Genomic DNA, 20439 nt, shown 5'->3' on the forward strand with positions numbered 1-20439 from the left:
TTTCCGCCCCGGACGCGCCCACCGGCCAGTCTTCCGGGCGGACACGCGCACCGCCCGGATTGGCCGAGAGGCGCAGATGCCAAAAGGTCGCGCGACCAAACGTCGGCGCGACCTTTTGCTTTGGGGATCACATCTACATTCTAAGATATGAATGTAGTGCAGCAGAACGGAGACGGGGGTCTTCGCGTCTGCGCCCGAGGGGCACGGCCCCGACACGTATGGCCGGTCCGTCTTGACCGGCGAACCGCGGTGAAGATGATGACTGCCCTGTCCACCAAGTCCGAGGACAAGAAGGCCCCCGTGGTCGTGAGCGGCGACGACGACATCCCGCTCTACGAAGCCCGGCGCCAGATCTATCCCCAGAGCGTCCACGGTCGCTTCCGCACCATCAAGTGGGTTTTGCTCGGGATCACCCTCGGCATCTACTATCTGCTGCCGTTCGTGCGCTGGGACCGCGGGCCGGACGCGCCCAATCAGGCCGTGCTCATCGATTTCCCGGCCCGCCGCTTCTACTTTTTCTTCCTCGAGATCTGGCCCCAGGAATTCTATTACGTCGCCGGCCTGCTCATCCTCTCCGCGCTCATCCTGTTCCTGATGAACGCGGTGGCCGGCCGCGTCTGGTGCGGCTATCTCTGCCCGCAGACGGTGTGGACCGACCTGTTCATGGCCGTGGAGCGCCTGATCGAGGGCGACCGCCGCGAGCGGATGATTTCCGATGCCGCGCCGTGGACCATGGAGAAGGTCGCCCACAAGACGCTGAAGCACTCCGTCTGGCTGTTGATCGCCTGGTGGACCGGCGGCGCCTGGGTGCTCTATTTCGCCGATGCGCCCACTCTGGTGGTGGAACTCGCCACCTTCCAGGCGCCCGCCATGGCCTACATGTCCATCGCGGTTTTGACCTTCACCACCTATGCCCTCGCCGGCCACATGCGCGAGCAGGTCTGCACCTATATGTGCCCGTGGCCGCGCATCCAGGCCGCGCTGACCGACGAATACGCGCTCAACGTCACCTATCTCTACGATCGCGGCGAACCCCGCGGCTCGGTGAAGAAGGCGGCTGTGCTGCGCGAGAAGGGGCTGCCCGCCGGCGACTGCGTGGATTGCGGCCAGTGCGTCGCGGTGTGTCCCACGGGCGTCGACATCCGCCACGGTCTCCAGCTGCCCTGCATCCAGTGCGGCCTGTGCATCGATGCCTGCAACACGGTGATGCATAAGATCGGCCGCCCGGGGAACCTCATCACCTATGAGAGCGAGGCGAATCTTGAGGCGCGCGCCGCCGGCAAGCCCTTCGTCCAGCGCATCCTGCGCCCGCGCACCATCCTCTACGGCGTGCTGATCGCCCTCGTTTCCGGCCTCATGCTCACCGCGCTGATCGGGCGCTCGACGGAAGGCGTCGCCGCCATCCACGACCGCAACCCGCTGTTTGTGCGGCTCTCCAGCGGTGCGATCCGCAATGCCTACACCATCCGCCTCATCAACAAGAAGCTGGAGGAGCGGACCTTCATCCTCTCCGTCGAGGGCGTTCCCGACGCCAGCCTCGAAGTGATCGGCGACAATGCGGACGGCCTCACCATCGGCCCGGACCAGACGCGGGAGGTGCGCGTGCTCGTCACCACCGGCGACAAGCTTCCGCCCGCGGCTTCCCTGCCGGTGACGTTCCGCATCCGCGACAAGGCCTCCGGCCTGTCGGCCTCCGTCACCGACCATTTCATCGGCCCCTGAGCGGGCCGCACGAAGGGAAACACACCATGGCTCGAGCCTCTGCCCCGGCCGCCACCCCCCCGAAGGCACCGCGCGAACTGACCGGCCGCGCGGTGCTCGCCATCCTCCTCGCCTTCTTCGGCGTGGTCATCGGCGTCAACGTCATCATGGCGCGCTTCGCCGTCACCACCTTCGCGGGGGTGGAGACCGAAAGCTCCTACAAGGCCGGCCTTGCCTTCACCGCCGAGCATCAGGCGGCCGAGCGGCAGGCGGCCATGCACTGGAAGGTGGATGTGTCGCTCGGCTCGCTCGGCGGCGGCGCCCGCGAGGTCAACATCGTGGTGCGCGACGCCAATGGAAAGCCGCTCACCAACCTCGTCGCCGACGGCGAGCTTGCCCATCCCACCGACGCCCGCCGCGATGTGGCGCTGGACCTCGAACCGCTGGGCGACGGCCGCTACCGCGCCCGGACCCAGGCCGGCGCCGGCCAGTGGGATCTGGTGATTGATTTTGCGCAAGGCGGCGAGCGGGTCTTCCGGTCCAAGAATCGTGTGCAGCTTCCGTAAGCCGCTTAAACGGGCAACCGGCATCCTCCGGGCCTCCCGAGGCGGCATCGAGACTGCCGGGCGGCTACCGTCCAGTGCCGTCCGTGCCTTGGGTACGAGAGGCTGGGCGGCTCGTCGCGCCGCCGGCCTGTCGTACTCTTTTTATTTCATGGCACGGTGCTGATCCGTGTTGCGGGCTGAGCCCGCACCCCTCCCTGCAGCCCCCGGGGACCTGAAGATGTCTGAGGCGATCGACTATTCCATCTTCGTCGGCACGTCCGAGGACGGTCTGGCGCAGATGAGCCTCGCCATCGACGGCATCGATTGCGCCGCCTGCATCGGCGAGATCGAGAACGGGGTGAAGGCGCTGCCCGGCGTGGTGCGCGCCCGCCTCAACTACTCGACCCACCGCCTCACCGTCGCCTGGTCGGAAGGCACCTCGCCGGACCGGGTGGTGGGGCAGCTGGAGGCGCTCGGCTACCGCGCCCATCCCTTCGCCGGCCGGGCGGAGGAGAGCGAGGCGCGGCACGCCCGCTGGCTGCTGCGCTGCCTCGGCGTCGCGGGCTTTGCGGCCATGAACATCATGCTGCTGTCGGTCTCGGTGTGGTCGGGCAATGTCACCGACATCACCCCCGAGACGCGTGATTTCTTCCACTGGATCTCCGCGCTCATCGCGCTGCCAGCGGCGGCCTATGCGGGGCAGCCCTTCTTCCAGAGCGCGGTCAGGGCCATCCGCTCCGGCCGGCTGAACATGGACGTGCCGATCACCATCGGCGTCACGCTGGCGCTGGGCATGAGCGTGCTGGAAACGGCCATGAGCCAGCCCCACGCCTATTTCGACAGCGCCATCATGCTGCTGTTCTTCCTCCTCGCCGGCCGCTACCTCGATCACGAGGCGCGCCGGCGCACCCGGGCCACGGCTGGCAACATCGCCGCGCTTCGGGGCGAGATGGCCCATCGCATCGGCGCCGACGGCGTGCCCGTGCTGGTGCCGGTGCAGGCGCTCCAGCCGGGCGACACCATCCTCATCCATCCCGGCGAGCGGGTGGCGGCGGACGGCGTCGTCGCCTCCGGCCTCTCGGCGGTGGACGAAAGCCTCGTCACCGGCGAGACGCTGCCCCGGGCGCTCAAGGCGGGAGATCACGTCTATGCCGGCAGCCTCAACGGCGAGGGCGCGCTGCACCTCACCGTCACCGCCGGCGGCGAGAACACCCTGGTGGACGACGTGCAGCGGCTGCTCGACGGCGCTCTGGCCGAGAAGGGCGCCTATGTGCGCCTCGCCGACCGGGTGGCGCGGCTCTATGCGCCGATGGTGCACCTCACCGCCCTGGTCTCGGCCATCGGCTGGCTGCTGGCGGGCTCCGGGCTGCACGATGCGGTGATGATCGCGGTGGCCGTGCTCATCATCACCTGCCCCTGCGCGCTGGCGCTCGCCGTGCCGGCGGTGCAGGTGACGGCGACGGGAAGGCTGTTCCGCGCCGGGATGCTCATCAATGCCGGCGACATGCTGGAGCGCCTCGCCGCCGTGGACACGGTGGTGTTCGACAAGACCGGCACCCTGACCCTGCCCGAGCCGGCGCTGGCCTTGCCGAGCGGCGCCGATCCGGACCTGGTGGCGCTGGCCGGCCGGCTGGCCCTGTCGAGCCGTCATCCGCTCGCCGGCGTCATCGCCGCACGGGCGAAGGGGCCGGCGCTGGAGCATGTCACCGAGGTGAGCGGGCAGGGCATCGAGGCGATCATCGAGGGACGACGCGCCCGTCTCGGCAGCCTCTCCTTCTGCGAGGCCGTGGCTCCCGCCGATCTGCCCGCCGACGCCTCACTCATCGCCTTCCGCCATGGGGAGAAAGTGCTCGTCATGGGCGTCGCCCAGGCGCTGCGGCCCGATGCGTGCGAGGTGGTCGCCGAGCTGAAGGCGCGTGGTCTCGACGTGCGCATCCTCTCGGGCGATCGTCCCGCCGCCGTGGCCCCGGTCGCCGTGGCGCTCGGCATTGCGCAGGCCGAAGCCGGCCTCAAGCCCGCCGACAAGATCGCCGCGCTGGACGCCCTCAAGGCCGAGGGCCGCCGCGTGCTCATGGTCGGCGACGGCCTCAACGACGCGCCAGCCCTTGCGGCGGCGGCCGTGTCCCTCTCGCCTGCGACCGGTGCGGCCGTCACCCAGGCCCATGCGGACGCGGTGTTCCTCGGCCGCCGGCTGTGGCCCGTGCTCGCCGCGGTGGACGGTGCCCGCACGGCGGCGCGGCTCATGCGGCAGAACCTCGCCATTGCGGTCGGCTACAACATCATCGCGGTGCCGCTCGCCATCGCCGGCTTCGTGACGCCGCTGGTGGCGGCGCTCGCCATGTCCGGCTCTTCCATCCTTGTGACCGTGAACGCCTTGCGCGCGGCCCGTCCCGGGCGCAAGGAAGAGGCGGTGGGGGATGACAGCGCGACGGGCGAAGCCGGTGCGCTCACGGAGGTGGCGGCGTGAACGTCCTCGTCTATCTCGTGCCCCTCGCGCTGCTGCTCGGCCTCGGCGGCCTGTTCGCCTTCCTGTGGAGCCTCAAGAGCGGGCAGTATGACGATCTCGACGGCGCGGCCGTTCGGGTGCTCTCCGACGACGACCTGCCGGACAGTGCAAGACCCGCGTCCAGTGCCGCGCCGGAAAGGCACCACTCGTGAGGCGCGCCGCGCCCGCTCCCGAGCCCCGCGCGGGGATGCTGGTCTGCGTCTGCGACCCGCAGCTCGACGCTCCGGCCAATGACAACGGCCCCCGTGCCGTCTCCACCTTCGGCCTCGCGGTGGGCTTCGCCTTCGCCGTGCTGGCGCAGACGGTGGCTTCCGCCGCCTTGCCGCTGGCCGGTGCGCAGTTGGCCCCCCGGCCGGAACTGGTGACATGGCCGTTCGCCGCCCTACTGCTCGGCGCGGCGCTCGCCTCCTTCCCCGCCTCCTTCCTGCGCGATGCCTTCGGCCGGCGCACCGGCTTTGCGCTCGGCGCCTCGGTGGGCATCGCCGGCGGCGCCCTGCTGGTGGCGGCGCTGATCCAGCGGCAGTTCGCCTGGGCCTGCCTTGGTGCCCTCTGGCTCGGCATGGCGCAGGGCTTCTCCTTCTTCTACCGGCACGAGGCGGCCGCCGCGAGCGGGCGGCCCGCCGCCGCCACGGCCGGGGTGCTGGCTGGTGGCCTCCTCGCGGCTGTGGCCGGGCCGACGCTGGCGGGCTTCGCCGAAAGCCTCGCCGCCCCCTTCTTCCTGGTCGGCGCGGCTGCGTTGGCGGCGCTGGCGCACACCTGCTCGCTGGGCGTCGCGGTGATGCTGGCGGACGATCCCACTTCCACCTTCCGCCCCAAGGTGACGGCGCCCCTCTCGGCCATCGTGTGGCCGACGCTGGTGGCCGGCACGGCGTGGTTCGGCATGAACGCCGTCATGTCCGGGGCGCCGCTGGCGCTGGTGGGCTGCGGCATCGGCGGGGCGGCGGTGTTCGGCTTCATCGCTTTGCACGTCGCGGCCATGTATGCGCCCGCCGTCCCGCTGGCCCTCGCCGGGGACCGCCTGCCGCCGCTGGCCATCGCGCTGACGGGCGTCGTGCTCGTCGCCATCGGCGTGCCGCTGCAGCGGCTCGCGACGCCGGAGAGCATCACGGCGGCGCTGATCTGCGTCGGCGCCGGCTGGTCCGTCGCCACGGTGGGGGCGACCGCCTGGATCTACCAGTCCGGCCAGCCGAGCCGCCTCGCTCTGGCGCTCCATGACGGCGGCCTGTTTGCCCTCGCCATCTGCGGCGCGCTCACCGGCTACCTGCTGGCCTGAATCGTCCCGGAGCGGTAGGCAGGGGGAGACGAACCCCGGAGCCTCGCCGTGACCCATCCCTTCGCCCTCGATGGACAGACCGCCCTCGTCACCGGCTCGGCCTCCGGCCTCGGCTTCGAGATGGCGCTGGCGCTGGCGCAGGCCGGCGCCCATGTGCTGGTGAACGGGCGCCATGCCGAGCGGCTGGGCGCCGCCGTCACCGCCATCATCCGCAAGGGCGGCAAGGCGGAACCCTTCCTGCTCGACGTGTTCGACGCGGCGGCGGTGGATGCGGTCCTGGCCAAGGCCCCGCCCATCCACATCCTCGTCAACAATGCCGGCGCCCGCGACCGCCGCGCCTTCCTCGACATGGAGGATGCCGACTTCCGCCGGCTGGTGGAGGTGGACCTCCTCGCCCCCGCTCATCTCACCCGGCAGGTGGCGCGGGGCATGGTGGCGCGCAAGGCGGGCGGGCGCGTCATCAACATCACCTCCATCGCCGGGCCGCTCTCCCGCGCCGGGGATGCCGCCTACACCACGGCCAAGGGCGGGCTGGAGGCGCTGACCCGCGCGCTCGCCGCCGATCTCGGCCCGCACGGCATCACGGTGAACGCCATCGCCCCCGGCTACATGCTCACGGCCGCCAACGAGGCGCAGTCGCGCGACCAGACGCTCAGGGAATGGCTCTCCCGCCGCACCTCGCTCGGCCGTTGGGGGCATCCGGAGGAGGTGGCGGGGGCGGCGGTGTTCCTCGCCTCGCCGGCGGCCTCCTACATCACCGGCCAGATCCTGGCGGTGGATGGGGGCTATATGGCCCACTTCTGAGGCGCGCCTCAGCGCACCCAGAAGCGCGGCATGAACAGCACCAGCACGGTGAGGATCTCGAGCCGCCCCAGCATCATGGCGGCGGTCAGCAGCCACAAGGCGGGATCGGGCAGGCCGCCGAAATTGGAGGCCGGCCCCACCACAGGACCGAGGCCCGGCCCCACATTGGCGAGGCAGGCGATGGCCGCCGAGAAGGCGGTGCGCAGATCGAGCCCCATCGCGTTCAGCGCGACGCCCACCAGGAAGAAGGTGAGGAGATAGAGGAAGACGAAGGAGAGCACCGAGCCCACCACGTCGTCAGACACCGGCGCCCCGCCATAGCGGATGGGGAAGATGCCGGCCCGGAACGAGATGCGCTTCAGGTGCTGGCGGATGGCCTTGGCGGTGATGGCGAGCCGGAGCGCCTTCAGCCCGCCCGAGGTGGAGCCGGTGCAGCCGCCGAGGAACATGAGCACGAAGAAGAGGGCATCCGAGAACGGGCCCCAGTTGGTGTAGTCCACCGACATGAAGCCGGTGGTGGAAATGAGCGAACTCACCGTGAACAGCGCGCTGCGCAGCGCCATCTCGCCGCTGGCGATGCCCTGTAGGCTCTGCTGGGCGAAGGACAGCAGCGTGAACACGCCGACGATGGCGAGGAAGACCCGCACCTCGGGATTGGTGAACAGCCGGCTCGCATCCCCCGACAGCGCCCGCACATAGAGCGGGAAGGGCAGGGCCGCGGCGAGCATGAAGACGATGGCCACATAGTCCACCGCCGGGCTGGCGAACACCGAGAGCGAGGAATCCGAATTGGCGAAGCCGCCACTCGACAAAGTGGACATGGCGAGCGTCACCGCATCGAACGGCTTGAGGCCCGCCGCCAGATAGCACCCGGCGCAGATGACGGTGAGCAGCACGTAGGCCTGGAGCAGGCGCTTGGCGATGCTGCCCGCGCGCGGCAGGAACTTGTCGGACTTGTCGGAGGATTCGGTGCGGAACAGCTGCATCCCGCCGATGGAGAGCACCGGCATCACGGCGATGGCGATGGCGATGATGCCGATGCCGCCGAACCAGTGCAGCAGCGCCCGCCACAGGAGGATGCCCGGCGACATGGCGTCGAGCCCCGACATGACACTGGCGCCGGTGGTGGTGAGGCCGGACATGCTCTCGAACATGGCCCGCGTGAAGGAGAGGCGCGAAGACCCCCACATGAGCGGCAGCGCGGCGAACACCGAGAGCACCACCCAGACCGAGGTGGTGAGCACGAAGGCCTGACGCAGATCGAGCTTGCGGGTGAGCTGGCCGCGCCCGGTCATCCACAGGAGCACGCCGACGAAGATGGTGACGGCGGCCGAGCCGACGAAAGCCGCGCCGGCGAACGTCTCCCGGCTGTTGGCGCGGGCGGCGAAATCGGCCACGGCGGGCGCCAGCATGGCGGCGCCGAGGATGGCGAGCAGGATGCCGAGCGTGGCCGCGACCGGGCGCAGGCTGAGGACCGATACGGCCTCGGCCTCCACGGTGGGAATGCCCGCGTGCATGATCTCCCCTCTCGCCCGGTTCGCTGCAACGTCAATAAAGGACAGGGGCCAAAAAAAGCTAAAGCCGAAAAGGCCAAGGCTGAAAAAGGTTAAAGCTGAACAGGTTTCCCCGCCCGGCCTGCGCCGGGCGGATGGGTGGGGTCAGTTGAGGACGCGGCGCACGTCCGGCACGTCCAGCGAGAAGGCCGGGATCTCGATGGAGAAGGCCTCCCCCGTGTCGGTGACCATCTCGTAGCGTCCGCGGATGATGCCGGTGGCTGTGTTGAGCGGCACCCCGCTCGTGTATTCGAACCGGCCGCCGGGCGGCAGGGTCGGTTCCTCGCCGACGACGCCGGCCCCGTGCACCTCCTCGGTGCGGCCGTTGGCATCGGTGATGATCCAGTGGCGCGCCTTGAGCTGCACCGTCTCCTGGCCCAAATTGGCCACCTCGATCGTATAGGCCCAAAAATGACGGCCCTGGTCGGGCTCCGACCGCTCGGCCACATAACGCGGCGTCGCGGTCACCTGAATATTCCGAGTGATGGCGCGGTACATACCCGCTCGACCTCCTCACACCGCGGGAGAAAATGCCCCCGCGGCGCATAGTGAACCTGCGTTGTCGCCCGCGCGCAACAGGACATGGTGCGGCGCGGCAGTCCGCGCGGCACGACGCCTGCAATCACAAGGCTTCGGCGGCTCCGGTCAGGTCGGCGATCAGGTCGTCGGCATGCTCGAGGCCCACGGAGAGGCGCAGGAGGCCGTCGGAAATGCCCATCTCCGCCCGCGTCTCCGGCGTGAATCGCTGGTGCGTGGTGGTGGCGGGGTGGGTGATGAGGCTCTTCGCATCGCCCAGATTGTTGGAGATGCGGATGAGCCGCAGGGCGTTGGCGAAGCGGAAGGCGCCGGCCTTGCCATCCTTCACCACGAAGGTGACGAGGGTGCCGCCGCCCTTCATCTGCCGTTTCGCCAGCTCTGCCTGCGGATGATCGGCGCGGCCGGGATAGATCACCTTTTCCACGCCCGGCAGGGCGGCGAGGGCGTCAGCCACCTTGCCGGCGCTCGCTTGCATGCGCTCCACGCGCAGGGCCAGCGTCTCCAGCCCCTTCAGCATGATCCACGCATTGAAGGGCGAGATGGAGGGGCCGGTCTGGCGCAGGAAGGTCTGGAGGTGGTCGGTGACGAACTGCTTGGAGGAGAGGATCACCCCGCCGAGGCAGCGGCCCTGGCCGTCCACATGCTTGGTGGTGGAATAGACCACCACATCCGCTCCCAGCTCGAACGGATGCTGGAGGAGGGGGGTGGCGAACACGTTGTCCACCACGAGGCGCGCGCCGGCTTTGTGCGCGATCTCGGCCACCGCGGCGATGTCGATGAGGTCGAGCGTCGGGTTGGTGGGGCTTTCGAGGAACAGGATCTTGGTGTTGGGCTTCACGCCCGCCTTCCAGGCGTCGAGGTCGCCGCCGTCGATGAGCGTGGTCTCGACGCCGAAGCGGGGGAGGAAGTCCTCCAGGATCCAGCGGCAGGAGCCGAACAAAGCGCGAGCGGCGAGCACATGGTCGCCGGCGGAGAGCTGGCACAGGAGGGCGGCATTCACCGCCGCCATGCCGGAGGCCGTGGCGCGCGCCGCTTCCGCCCCTTCGAGCAGCGCCATGCGCTCCTCGAACATGGCGGTGGTGGGGTTGGAATAGCGGGAATAGACGAAGCCGGGGTCCTCGCCCTTGAAGCGCGCCTCGCAGCTTTCGGCGTCGTCATAGACGAAGCCCTGCGTCAGGAAGAGCGCCTCGGAGGTTTCGCCGAAGGGGGAGCGCGTCGTCCCGCCATGGACTAGCCGTGTTTCCGGGTGGAGTGTAAGGGGATCGCGGGGGACGAACCGGGGGGGCTTTGGCGCCACGGACATGACGGTCTCCGAGGGGAGGCCGAGGGGACCGGACCGGGCGTTCGCCATATGCGCAGACGGAGCTGCTGCACAGACGGACCGACCTTGTCGTCTCCCCGGCCTTTTAGCATGGTTGTTTAACGTGGCTGCAAGCCGGCCGGCTCAAATTCTCCACGGCCGCACTAAAGAGCGGGGCCCCCTTGGCGTCAAGGGCTCCGTCCGGTAAATCGAACAAAAAGGACGGGAAAGCGGATATGACGATGCGTGCCACGGAGCATCTGAAGCCCGGCATCCTGCCTGCAGAGGCAATCGGGGCGCTGAAGGCGTCCGGCGCCATCGCCTGCCGCAAGGCGCTGGACGACGACCAGATCCAGCCGGCGAGCCTGGACCTGCGCCTCGGCCGCACCGCATGGCGGGTGCGCGCGAGCTTCCTGCCGGGCGCCGGCGTCTCGGTGAAGGAACGGCTGGGCGACCTCGCCCTGCACGATTTCGATCTCACCAAGGGCGCGGTGCTGGAAACCGGCTGCGTCTATCTGGTGGAACTGTTCGAGCGGCTGAAGCTGCCGGCGGATCTGGCCGCCGCCGCCAACCCCAAGAGCTCCACCGGGCGGCTCGACGTGTTCGTGCGCGTCATCACCGATGGCGCCCGCGCGTTCGACACCATCCCGGCCGGCTATAACGGCCCGCTCTATCTGGAAATCTCGCCGCGCACCTTCCCCATTCTCGTGCGCACCGGCTCGCGCCTGTCGCAGGTGCGGTTCCGGCGCGGCGTGTCACGGCTGTCCGATCTGGAGCTTCTGAATCTCCAGACCGCCGAATGCCTCGTGGATGCGACGAGCCCGGACGTGGCGGCGGGCGGCATCGCGCTGGGCGTGGACCTCGCCGGCGATGCGCTGGGCGGGCTCATGGGCTTCCGCGCCAAGAAGCATACGGGCGTGATCGACGTGGACCAGGCCGGCGTGCTGGACGTGGCGGACTTCTGGGAACCCATCCATGTGCGGCCGGATCGCCCCGCCAGCCTCGTGCTCGACCCGGATGCCTTCTACATCCTCGCCTCCCGCGAGGCGGTGCATGTGCCGCCGGACTATGCGGCGGAGATGGTGCCGTTCGATCCGCTGGTGGGCGAGTTCCGGGTGCATTATGCCGGCTTCTTCGACCCCGGCTTCGGCAATCCGGCGGCCGGCGGGCGCGGTGCGCGGGCGGTGCTGGAGGTGCGCTCCCGCGAGGTGCCGTTCATCCTGGAGCACGGGCAGACCGTGGGCCGCCTCGTCTACGAACGCATGGCCGCGCGCCCCCACACGCTCTATGGCGCCGACATGCGCTCCCACTATCAGGGCCAGGGGCTGAAGCTCTCCAAGCACTTCAAGCCGGTCGCGCTCTAGAGCGCGATCCGAGCGGATCAAAATCAACCCGCTCCGTGAGTCGCCCTCTGAACCCAGAGTGGAGAACGCGCCGGCTCGTCCTTGGAGCGCTCCGTTGCGCGTGTCGACGGGGATGCAGCTGATTTGAACGTTGGCCGTCGTTAAAGGTGGCCGTCGTTAAAGAAAGCCGCAGCGGGCGCCAGACACGGCTTGCGTATGACGGGTCAGCGCGAAATGGTCGCCTTCCACTTACCCGCAGCTTTCGACCAGGCGCAATTGTAATCGCCGGCGATTATATTGCCCTTTACGGTTCCGGTATATTCGCAGCCGGCCTTGCCGACGCCGGGCCCGGACGTGTCATCCCGCGTGATCGAAACGACATTTCCACTCACGGTCATCTGAAGACTGGCGCGGACAACGCGATTGTCTTTGGTCCAGACGGCCTGAAATGTGTTGGACCGGCCGACGCGCGTCCACACGCCCTGCCATCCGGCTTCCTGCTCGTTCCAGATTGTGCCCAGATCGACGGGCGTCTGGGCGTTGGCCAGATGCATTCCCGCAGTCGTAAGCGCCATCACGGCGACCAAATTGCAAACGCCAGCCCGCGTCATCGTTTCCCCCCATGGGTGATGGTCGTGGCCCCCAATTTTGCCCGGCCGTCACCCCGATTTCGACTGTACAGCCACGTGGACTGCGAGCAAGGCGGGATCTAAGGCGCTGGCGTGGCCGGGGCGGCGCCCGCAGCGATCATGTCTTCCTTGCGCCATGGCTTGTCGCGCAGGCCCGCATTGAGTTCACGCAGCGGGCGCAGCAGCGCTTCCGAATAGGCGAGATAGTCCGCTACCAGCGGCAAAGTTTCCCTGAGCTTGGCGTCGTCGGCGAGGCCGAGCACGGTGGAAACGGCGGCGGCCACGGCGGGATTGGCGGCATCGGCGCTGCCGGCGCCGGCCTCCCCCAGCACCACCTCGAAGGCGGTGAGGGTGCGCGAGCGGGCGGCCTCCACCACGGTCACGAGTTGCTCCGAGGGGTTCGCGGCGGCGAGCCGGTGGGCCACGTCCTCCATGAGGGCGAGATAGGTGATGAGCACGTCGAGGGTGGAGACGATGTTGGCCACATCTCCCGCCGAATGGCCGAACACCTGCTCGGCGCCGAGATTGGGCAGGCGCAGGCCGAGGGAGCGGACGTCCCGCACCAGCGCCGCGACACTGGTCGTCTCGCCGGGATGCGGCCACCACGATGCAAAGGCCGCCCGGCAGCGCCGGAGCAGCGCGCGCACCTCGGGCCGCACCTGATCGGTGAGGTAGACCGGCAGCACGATGAACGACACCGCCAGCGCCACCGCCGCGCCGATGGCCGTCTCATAGACGCGGGCGACCATGCCCTCCGGCCCGAGCCCGGAGATGATGTGAAGACCCAGCACCACCGAGAGGCCGACCGCGGCGGAGGCGATGTCGTAACGGTCCTTCTGGGTCACCACGGCGATCATCTGCGCCAGCATGCAGAAGCCGGCCATGACCCAGATCTGCCCTTCCAGCGCGAGGAACAGGCCGAAGCCCAGCGCCACGCCGATGAGCGTGCCCACCGTGCGGTAGCGCACCCGCATGTAGGTCTCGCCCACGCTGTTGCCGATGACGAACATGACCGTCATCGTCGCCCAATAGGCATGGTCGAGATGGACGATGAGGTCGAAGGCCGTGGTGATGGCGGTTGCCATGGCCCCCTGGCAGGCGACCCGGTAGGGCGCGGAGAGGATCTGGCGGCCGTCCGGCGCCTTCACGAAGAGGGGGATCGCCCTGGGCGGCGGAGGCAGGGCGTCCTGCTCGTCATCGGGATGGGGCGGCGGGAAGGGCGCCATCTCGGCCGCCGCGATGCCGGTGACCACCATGGAGAGGCGATCGAAGGCCGTGAGCGCCCGCAGAAGCGCGAAGCGCGCCTCGCCGGGCAGGTCCGGCGAGAAGGCAACGAGACGCAATTGCGCCACCGCGCGCTCGAACCGTTCTTCCGCATGGACATCGGAGACATCCACCGCCTCCAGCCGGCGGGCGATGTGGTCGGCTGCGGCGGCGAAGGGCTGGCGCCAGTCCACGGTGTCGGGCGTCTTCTGCGGCACGCAGCCGGCGAGAAGCTGCACCGCCACGCGCAGGCGATAGAAGCGCACGCGCAGCTGCTCGAAATCGGGCTGGGCGGCGGGATCTTCCGCGATGGCATTGGCGAGGGCGTTCCAGACGCGCCCGCGCAGGTGCTCCAGCACCTCGGACGCATCCGGCGGGAAGGGATGATTGTCGCGCACCGCCGCCGACAGCTCGCGCAGGTAGGTGGCGACGGCGCTCTGCATGTCGAGGGTGGTGTCCACGAAGGCATTCACCGCCGACGGCCGCCACGGCGAGAGCCGCACCGCCGCCGCCACCAGCGCCCCCTGGCAGAAGGCGAGGAGCAGCATGGCCGCCTCCATCCGCGTTGGGCGGATGATGGTGCCCACCGTCGCCACCACGATCAGCGCGAGGCCGAGGCGCTGGCCGTCCATGCCGGAGCGCCTGAGCGCCAGCGCGATGAAGGACAGCGGGATCAGCAGCAGCTTCTGCACCATGTCGTTGGCCGCGCCGTTGCCGGGGCCGATGGCGGTGAGAAGCACGAGGAAAGCGACGGAGACGCCGAACAGGCGCAGCATGGTGCGCCCCTCGGCGGCGGCGCTGGCGCCGGGATTGAACGAGATCATCACCAGCGCGGCGCAGCCGGCCATCATCGGAAAGGTGGTGTCCATTCCCAAGCGGAACCCCACCGAGGTGGCGTAGCCGGTGGCGATGACGATGACGAATGAGATGCCCAGCGCGAGCGCGCGCGTGGTGTCGATGCCACCGGGATCGTGGTCGGCCAGCCAGTGCTTCACGCGGCGGGCGAACGGCTCGCGCGGACGGTGGCGGGGCGGGGCAAGGGGTTCCATCGTGCGGGCTCGGCTGTTCCTGTCGGGCGGGACGGTGGATGACGAAAGAATTTGGCCTAAGCGCGGTCGCCTTTTCGCAGGCGGGCCTGACGGGGGCGGGTCTGATGGGGATAGTGTGCTCTGGTGGTCAACACGGAGACCGGTCGGCGTGTCACCTTTCAAACTCTACTGCTTCGCCCAGTCGGGCAATGCCTATCGTGCCGCCCTCATGCTGGAGCTGTGCGGGCTCGCCTGGGAGGCCCGGTTCGTCGACTATTTCAACGGCGAGACCCGCACCGAGGCCTACAAGCGCGATGTGAACGAGATGGGCGAGGTGCCGGTGCTGGTGGATGGCGCGCTGAAGCTGTCCCAGTCGGGCGTGATCCTCGACTATCTCGCGAAGAAGACCGGCCGCTTCCTGCCCGACGACGAGGAAGGCCGGCGCGAGGTGCTACGCTGGATTCTCTTCGACAATCACAAGTTCACATCCTACTTCGCCACCCTGCGCTTCATGGTCGATCTGCGGGGCGAGGGCGAGAACGAGCTGACCACCTTCCTCAGGACACGCGCGAAGGCGGCCTATGCCGTCGCGGACAAGCACCTGCAGGCTTCGGACTTCCTCGTGGGCGACCGGCCCACCATCGCCGACATCTCGCTCGCCGGATACATCTACTATCCCGAGCGGGCGGGTGTGGTGGTGGAGGATTATCCCGCTCTGGCCCGCTGGGCCGGCCGCATCGCCGCTTTACCCAGGTGGAAGGCGCCCTACGAGCTCATGCCCGGCCATCCTCTGGTCATCGCCGAGACGCTCTGAGCTTCAACTTTCCGCCGATCTGCTCTAAGCGGATGCGGCAGTGCACAAGCGCCGAACCGCGGCGCGGCAGGTGAAGGCGCCGGGAACGGCGGGTGAACGGGAACACGTTCATGGCGGGTGAGACGACGGCGCGGGTCACGGAGCTTTATGCGGCGAAACTTGCCGCTGGGGAAATCTCGGAAGATCCGGCCCAGGCCGAAGTGGTGAACGAGTTCGCCCGGCTGGAGCTGGAATTGCGGCAGCGGGCGCTGGCGCAGAAATCCTCGGCGCTCGGCTGGCTGTTCCAGCGCCGCGCCCCGGTCCAGCCCAAGGGCATGTATGTCTACGGCAAGGTCGGCCGCGGCAAGACCATGCTCATGGACCTGTTCCTCGATGCGCTGCCGGCCAAGGGCAAGCGCCGGGCGCATTTCCACGAATTCATGGGCGACGTGCACGAGCGCATCTTCCGCGAGCGGCAGGCGCAGAAGCAGGGCGAGCGCAAAAGCGCCGATCCCATCGCCCCGGTGGCGCAGGCGCTGGCCGACGAGGCCAAGGTGCTGTGCTTCGATGAATTCCACGTCACCGATATCGCCGACGCCATGATTCTCGGCCGGCTGTTCGAGAAGCTGTTCGCCGACGGGGTGGTGGTGGTGGCCACCTCCAACGTCGCGCCGAAGGACCTCTATGCCGGGGGACTCAACCGCGCGTTGTTCCTGCCCTTCATCGGCGAGATCGAGCAGCGCATGCGTGTCATGTCCCTCGATTCCCGTACCGACTACCGCATGGAGAAGCTGGAGGGCGTGAGCACCTGGCACACGCCGCTCGGCCCGGCCGCCGACGCGGCGGTGGCGGCGGCCTGGCGGCGTCTCGCCGGCCCCACCGGCGGCAAGCCGGGGGAGATGCTGCTGAAGGGGCGCAAGCTCGCCATCCCCGCCATGGGGCAGGGCGCGGCGCGCTTTTCCTTCGCCGACCTGTGCGAGGCGGCGCTGGGGCCGAACCCGGACTATCTCAGCCTCGCCCGCCAGTTTCACACCATCGTGCTGGAGCACATCCCCATTCTCGGGCCGGACCAGCGCAACGAGGCGAAGCGCTTCATCTCGCTCATCGACACGCTCTACGACGCCAACGTGAAGCTCATCGCCTCGGCGGCCGCCGAGCCGGAGCAGCTCTATCTCGGCACCGAGGGGGCAGAGGCGTTCGAGTTCGCCCGCACCATCTCGCGCCTGCACGAGATGCGCTCGGACGAATATCTGGCCAAGCCCCACGGCCGCACGGATTCGGTGGCGTCTGGCAACACCACGGGTCTGGTCGAGACCTGAGGCTTATCGTTCGGTGAAGAAGGTCATCACCACCTTGTCCTTCTCGCCCACGAGGCAGAGGAAGCGGTGGGCCTTGTCGGAGCGGTCGCGCTTGATATAGGCCTCGCCCATCAGCACGGCGGTGATCTTCTCCTGCCCCACGGTCGCGTCGGCCTTGGCGATGGTGAGGCCGTCCATGTCGATGAAGATGTCGTCGACGGAGGGCGAGCGGGCCTTGAGCCGCGCCATCGCATGGGCCTTGCAGGCGGCGGCGCGCTCGGCATCCTCGGGCGCCTCGGCTTCGGCGTCCTTGAGCGCCTCCTCGGTGACGGTCTGTTCCGCCCGCGCCTTCAGCGCATCCCCCGGTTTTGGCGCGGCCAGCGGCGGCGCGATCTGGGGCGAGACGACCGGCGATGTCGCCGGTGCGGGCGCGGCCGTGGCGGGCGCGGGGCGCGAGGGGAGGGGATCGGCCGGGGCGGCCTGCTGCGCCAGCGCGGGGTCGCTCAGCAGCGCACCCGCGAGGAAGGCTCCCGCAAGGACGGGACGAAAGAGGCGGATCGGGCGGGCAGACGGCATTGTGTCCTCCGGATGGTTTCGGAGGACAACGCAGGCGCGGCCATATGGTGCCGCCGCGCCTCTGCTTTCGGTGAACCCTATCTTACGTGCCGGCCGGTGAGGGCATAGCAGAAGGCGTCGAGCATCTCGGCCTCGGCTTCCTTGAGCGAGCCGTCGGCGTTGATGACGCGCATGCCGGCCTTGAGCAGGGTGGCGATGGCCTCGGTGCCGCTCTCGAACAGGGTGTCGAGGGAGGTTTCCACGGACTCGGGCGTGGGCCGCAGGCGGGCGACCCAGGCGGCAAGGCGCTCGCGCTCGGCGCCGGTGAGGTCGATTTCCTCGGCGGCGCAGGCGCGCTCGCAGAAGAACACCATCTCCTCCACCTCGGCGGCACCGATCTCCCGGTCTGCCCGCGCCAGCGCGGCGAGGAGCGCAATGCCGGCCTTGCGGATGACCATGCGGATGCGGTCCCAGCGCTGGTCCTCGGGCTCCTCGGGGGCGACCACCTCGGCATCCTTGGGCCAGATGAAGCCGAAGGTCTCGTAGAAGAAGCGCGACAGCGGCTCGCGCTTCGCCCCGTCGAGGTCGGTCACACCGGTGATGCGGTCCACCCGGAACGCGCGCGCCGCCTGCCGCTCGTGGCACTTGGCGATGAGGATGGGCACGCCCTCCACATTGCGCTGCACCGCCCACACCGAGATGCGGCGGTGGCTGATGTTGCCGGCATGGTCCACATAATCGATGGCGAAGGACTGCCCGTCGGCGGGGTCATGGTCTTCCGCCGCCCCGGCGGCGAGGGTGTCGTGGGGGTCGTCCTCGGGCACCGAAAGGCGGTGGGCGTCGGTATAGAAGGGGGCGCCGATCATCTCGACCCGGTCGAGGATGAAGGACTTCAGCGAGGTGATGGCGTTCATGGGGGCGCTCGCATTGAGGCCGACGGTTCACGCATCGGGCCGACGACGGTTCTCCCATAGATAGCTGGCGCAGCGTCGCCGATAAAGCTTTTCCCCGTGGGGCCTACCCCTGCGCCTCAGTCCCGATCCAGCGCATCCCGGATCAGGAGCGCGATGTGGCGCGCCTTGCGGCCCGAACCGTGCTCGATCTGGTGGCGGCAGGAGAAGCCGTTGGCGATCAGCGGCGCGTCGTCCGGCGCGGCGCGCATGGCCGGCAGCAGGGCGATCTCGGCCATCTGCATGGAGGCATCATAATGCTCCGCTTCCAGCCCGAAGCTGCCGGCCATGCCGCAGCAGCTCGTTTCCACGATGTCGTAGGAGAAGCCGGGAATGAAGGACAGCACCTTGCGCGTCGCCTTCATCACCCCGAACGCCTTCTGGTGGCAGTGGCCGTGCAGCACCGCCTTCGCGCCGGGAAGGGCCTTCAGCTTCAGCCGCAGGCCCCGGTTCTGGTGCTCGCGGGCGAGAAATTCCTCGAACAGATAGAGCTGCTTGCCCAGCGCGCCGATCTTCGGGCCGAGGCCGAGGCTGTAGAGTTCGTCCCGCAGCGAGAGCAGGCAGGAGGGCTCAAGGCCGATGATGGGCGTGCCGGTGGCGATCTCGCTCTCGAAGGCGGCGAGCACGCGCTTTCCCTCGCTGCGCGCCTTTTCCACCATGCCGGTGGTGAGATAGGTGCGGCCACAGCACAAAGGCCGGTCGGGCTCTGCGTCGGAGGGGTCGGGCTTGGCGATGCGCACGCGATAGCCGGCGAAGGTCAGCACCTCGCGGGCGGTCTCCGCCACCTCCGGCTCGAAATGGTGGCAGAAGGTGTCCACGAACAGGATCACATCGCCCCGTTCCGCCAGATGCGGTGCGGCCGGCGGCGCCACATAGGCCGCCGGTGCCGGCTCCGGGATCGGCCGGCGGGCGGTGATGCCGAGGAACCGCTCGGCGAGCCGGGCCATCAGCGGCACGCGGTTGCGCAGGACAATGGCGCGGCGCAGCAGGCGGCGGTGGCGGCCGGTCCATTCCGGCACCCCGCCGAACAGACGGGTGCGCAGGGGCACACCCTTGATCTCGTGCCGTTGCGCCAGATACTCGGTCTTGATGAGCGTCATGTCGACGGCGCTCGGGCATTCCTTCTTGCAGGCCTTGCAGGAGACGCACAGGTCCATGGCGGCGTCGAGCCGGGGATCGGCGAAGGCGGCGGCATCGCCACCGTCGTTCAAAGCCACCTTGAAGGCGGCGACGCGGGCCTCGGTGGAATGGGCGCGGTCGCCGGTGATGCGGTAGCTCGGGCACATCACGCCCTTGCCGGTATTCTGACAATCGCGGCTGTGCATGCACACGGCCACGGCCTTGGCGTAGTTCCCGCCCGTGGCGGGAATGCCGGAATAGGCGTCGCCGATGCCGTAGGTGTCGTAAGCCGACCAATCCAGAAAGGTTTTCATGCCGCGGGCCCCGTTCGCCCGCGCCCATGCAAGAGGCATACCCCCGGACACACGAAGAGCCCGGCGGCGCACGTGGGATAGGCGTGCGCCACCGGGCGCCGGCCACAGCCTGCGGGACGAGCAGGACACCTGCGACCGGAGGGAGACGGCCCCTGTTCGGCCCGTCTCTGGATCGAAGCGGAGACGACCCGCGGGAGGTCAGAACCGCGTCGTCAGCGTGGTCAGCCAGGCCGGGGAGACCTGAACCAGCGCCGCTTCGATCCGCTTGTCGGCGCCGGTGGCGATCAAAAGGCCGACCACCACCAGCACGAGACCCATGAGCGCCTTCGCCCCCTTGCCGCCGGAGATCATCCGCGAGCGCCAGCGCATCAGCGTGGGGCGCGAGAGGGTTCCGGCAAGAGCCAGCGGCAGGCCGGCGCCGAGGCCGAACAGGCCCATCACCGCCGCCACCTCGCCGAGGTTGCGGCCCTGCGCGGCGAGCACCGAGGCGGCGCCGAGCGTCGGGCCGACGCAGGGGCTCCACACCGCGCCGAGCAGCAGCCCGACGGCGAACTGGCCGCCCACCCCCTCGGTCGCGAAGCCGGAGAGGTGCCGGCTGGCGAGGTCGCTCACCGGCCCGCCCGCGGTGGCGAGCCGCGTCTGCAAGGGCGGCACGGCGAGGACCGCGCCGATGCCGATCATCAGCACTGCGCCCACCATGCGGAAAGCGTCGCCCTCCAGCCCGATGGCGTAGCCAACGGTGGCGACGAACAGGCCGATGACGGTGAAGGAGAGCGTCACCCCCACCGCCAGCGCCAGCGGGGCGAGGCGGTGCTCGGCCGCTGCCGCGCCGAGCACCAGGGGCAGCAGCGGCACCACGCAGGGCGACAGGATGGAGAGGACGCCCGCGAGAAACGCGAGGCCGAGGCTGCCGAGGGCCATGGCCGCC

The 20439-nt window shown here is 69.3% G+C and carries 18 protein-coding genes and 1 riboswitch; of the genes, 9 read left to right on the forward strand and 9 right to left on the reverse strand.

Going from position 1 to position 20439, the window contains the following annotated elements:
* Positions 1 to 258 precede the first annotated feature (258 nt).
* The 6 genes from ccoG to EJ105_RS19405 all read left to right on the forward strand — a co-directional run bounded on the left by ccoG (position 259) and on the right by EJ105_RS19405 (position 6829).
* On the forward strand, positions 259 to 1722 hold the full coding sequence (gene ccoG / locus EJ105_RS19380; protein WP_250167701.1) for a cytochrome c oxidase accessory protein CcoG: 1464 nt from the start codon (positions 259 to 261) through the stop codon (positions 1720 to 1722).
* 26 nt (positions 1723 to 1748) lie between these two features.
* Positions 1749 to 2267 carry a FixH family protein gene (locus EJ105_RS19385; RefSeq protein ID WP_250167647.1) on the forward strand — a complete coding sequence of 173 codons (519 nt, stop codon included), beginning with the start codon at positions 1749 to 1751 and terminating at the stop codon, positions 2265 to 2267.
* A 217-nt stretch (positions 2268 to 2484) separates the two neighbouring features.
* A complete protein-coding gene (locus tag EJ105_RS19390; protein WP_250167648.1) occupies positions 2485 to 4713 on the forward strand; it encodes a heavy metal translocating P-type ATPase in 2229 nt (742 codons plus the stop codon).
* On the forward strand, positions 4710 to 4904 hold the full coding sequence (gene ccoS, locus EJ105_RS19395) for a cbb3-type cytochrome oxidase assembly protein CcoS (protein ID WP_029557086.1): 195 nt from the start codon (positions 4710 to 4712) through the stop codon (positions 4902 to 4904). Before EJ105_RS19390 ends, ccoS begins: the two co-directional genes overlap by 4 nt.
* Entirely contained in the window at positions 4901 to 6025 is a 1125-nt protein-coding gene (locus tag EJ105_RS19400) for a hypothetical protein (RefSeq protein ID WP_029876723.1), read from the forward strand. The genes ccoS and EJ105_RS19400 overlap by 4 nt, the downstream gene beginning before the upstream one ends.
* A gap of 48 nt (positions 6026 to 6073) precedes the next feature.
* Entirely contained in the window at positions 6074 to 6829 is a 756-nt protein-coding gene (locus EJ105_RS19405) for an SDR family oxidoreductase (protein WP_250167649.1), read from the forward strand.
* 8 nt (positions 6830 to 6837) lie between these two features.
* Here the strand turns inward: EJ105_RS19405 and EJ105_RS19410 are convergent, their stop codons facing one another.
* The 3 genes from EJ105_RS19410 to EJ105_RS19420 all read right to left on the reverse strand — a co-directional run bounded on the left by EJ105_RS19410 (position 6838) and on the right by EJ105_RS19420 (position 10222).
* Entirely contained in the window at positions 6838 to 8346 is a 1509-nt protein-coding gene (locus tag EJ105_RS19410; RefSeq protein WP_250167650.1) for a TrkH family potassium uptake protein, read from the reverse strand.
* A gap of 141 nt (positions 8347 to 8487) precedes the next feature.
* A complete protein-coding gene (apaG, locus tag EJ105_RS19415; RefSeq protein WP_024277461.1) occupies positions 8488 to 8880 on the reverse strand; it encodes a Co2+/Mg2+ efflux protein ApaG in 393 nt (130 codons plus the stop codon).
* 124 nt (positions 8881 to 9004) lie between these two features.
* Positions 9005 to 10222, reverse strand: coding sequence for an O-succinylhomoserine sulfhydrylase (locus tag EJ105_RS19420; protein WP_250167651.1), 1218 nt, complete (start codon positions 10220 to 10222; stop codon positions 9005 to 9007).
* A gap of 83 nt (positions 10223 to 10305) precedes the next feature.
* Positions 10306 to 10386, reverse strand: a riboswitch (SAM riboswitch).
* Between the two features lie 69 nt (positions 10387 to 10455).
* Between EJ105_RS19420 and EJ105_RS19425 the strand changes: the two genes are divergently transcribed.
* A complete protein-coding gene (locus EJ105_RS19425) occupies positions 10456 to 11583 on the forward strand; it encodes a 2'-deoxycytidine 5'-triphosphate deaminase (protein ID WP_029557091.1) in 1128 nt (375 codons plus the stop codon).
* Positions 11584 to 11786: 203 nt separating this feature from the next.
* Here the strand turns inward: EJ105_RS19425 and EJ105_RS19430 are convergent, their stop codons facing one another.
* Together EJ105_RS19430 and EJ105_RS19435 are read right to left on the reverse strand one after the other, a co-directional pair.
* On the reverse strand, positions 11787 to 12116 hold the full coding sequence (locus tag EJ105_RS19430) for a hypothetical protein (protein ID WP_250167652.1): 330 nt from the start codon (positions 12114 to 12116) through the stop codon (positions 11787 to 11789).
* Positions 12117 to 12271: 155 nt separating this feature from the next.
* Positions 12272 to 14503, reverse strand: a complete 2232-nt coding sequence (locus tag EJ105_RS19435) for an FUSC family protein (RefSeq protein ID WP_250167653.1) — start codon at positions 14501 to 14503, stop codon at positions 12272 to 12274.
* Between the two features lie 148 nt (positions 14504 to 14651).
* Here EJ105_RS19435 and EJ105_RS19440 point away from each other — a divergent pair, with 148 nt between their 5' ends.
* Both EJ105_RS19440 and zapE read left to right on the forward strand, forming a co-directional pair.
* Positions 14652 to 15296 (forward strand): glutathione S-transferase family protein, encoded by a 645-nt coding sequence (locus EJ105_RS19440; RefSeq protein ID WP_250167654.1) that lies wholly within the window; start codon positions 14652 to 14654, stop codon positions 15294 to 15296.
* Between the two features lie 110 nt (positions 15297 to 15406).
* Positions 15407 to 16594, forward strand: a complete 1188-nt coding sequence (gene zapE / locus EJ105_RS19445; protein ID WP_024277467.1) for a cell division protein ZapE — start codon at positions 15407 to 15409, stop codon at positions 16592 to 16594.
* 3 nt (positions 16595 to 16597) lie between these two features.
* Here the strand turns inward: zapE and EJ105_RS19450 are convergent, their stop codons facing one another.
* From EJ105_RS19450 to EJ105_RS19465, 4 genes are all read right to left on the reverse strand, one after another.
* Positions 16598 to 17149, reverse strand: a complete 552-nt coding sequence (locus EJ105_RS19450) for a hypothetical protein (RefSeq protein WP_250167655.1) — start codon at positions 17147 to 17149, stop codon at positions 16598 to 16600.
* 77 nt (positions 17150 to 17226) lie between these two features.
* Entirely contained in the window at positions 17227 to 18042 is an 816-nt protein-coding gene (locus EJ105_RS19455; RefSeq protein WP_029557096.1) for a WYL domain-containing protein, read from the reverse strand.
* A gap of 116 nt (positions 18043 to 18158) precedes the next feature.
* Positions 18159 to 19511, reverse strand: a complete 1353-nt coding sequence (locus EJ105_RS19460) for a (Fe-S)-binding protein (protein ID WP_250167656.1) — start codon at positions 19509 to 19511, stop codon at positions 18159 to 18161.
* A 198-nt stretch (positions 19512 to 19709) separates the two neighbouring features.
* Positions 19710 to 20432, reverse strand: coding sequence for a cytochrome c biogenesis CcdA family protein (locus tag EJ105_RS19465; RefSeq protein WP_029557098.1), 723 nt, complete (start codon positions 20430 to 20432; stop codon positions 19710 to 19712).
* Positions 20433 to 20439: the final 7 nt, after the last annotated feature.

It is taken from the genome of Xanthobacter aminoxidans (assembly GCF_023571765.1).
Lineage (GTDB): Bacteria > Pseudomonadota > Alphaproteobacteria > Rhizobiales > Xanthobacteraceae > Xanthobacter > Xanthobacter aminoxidans.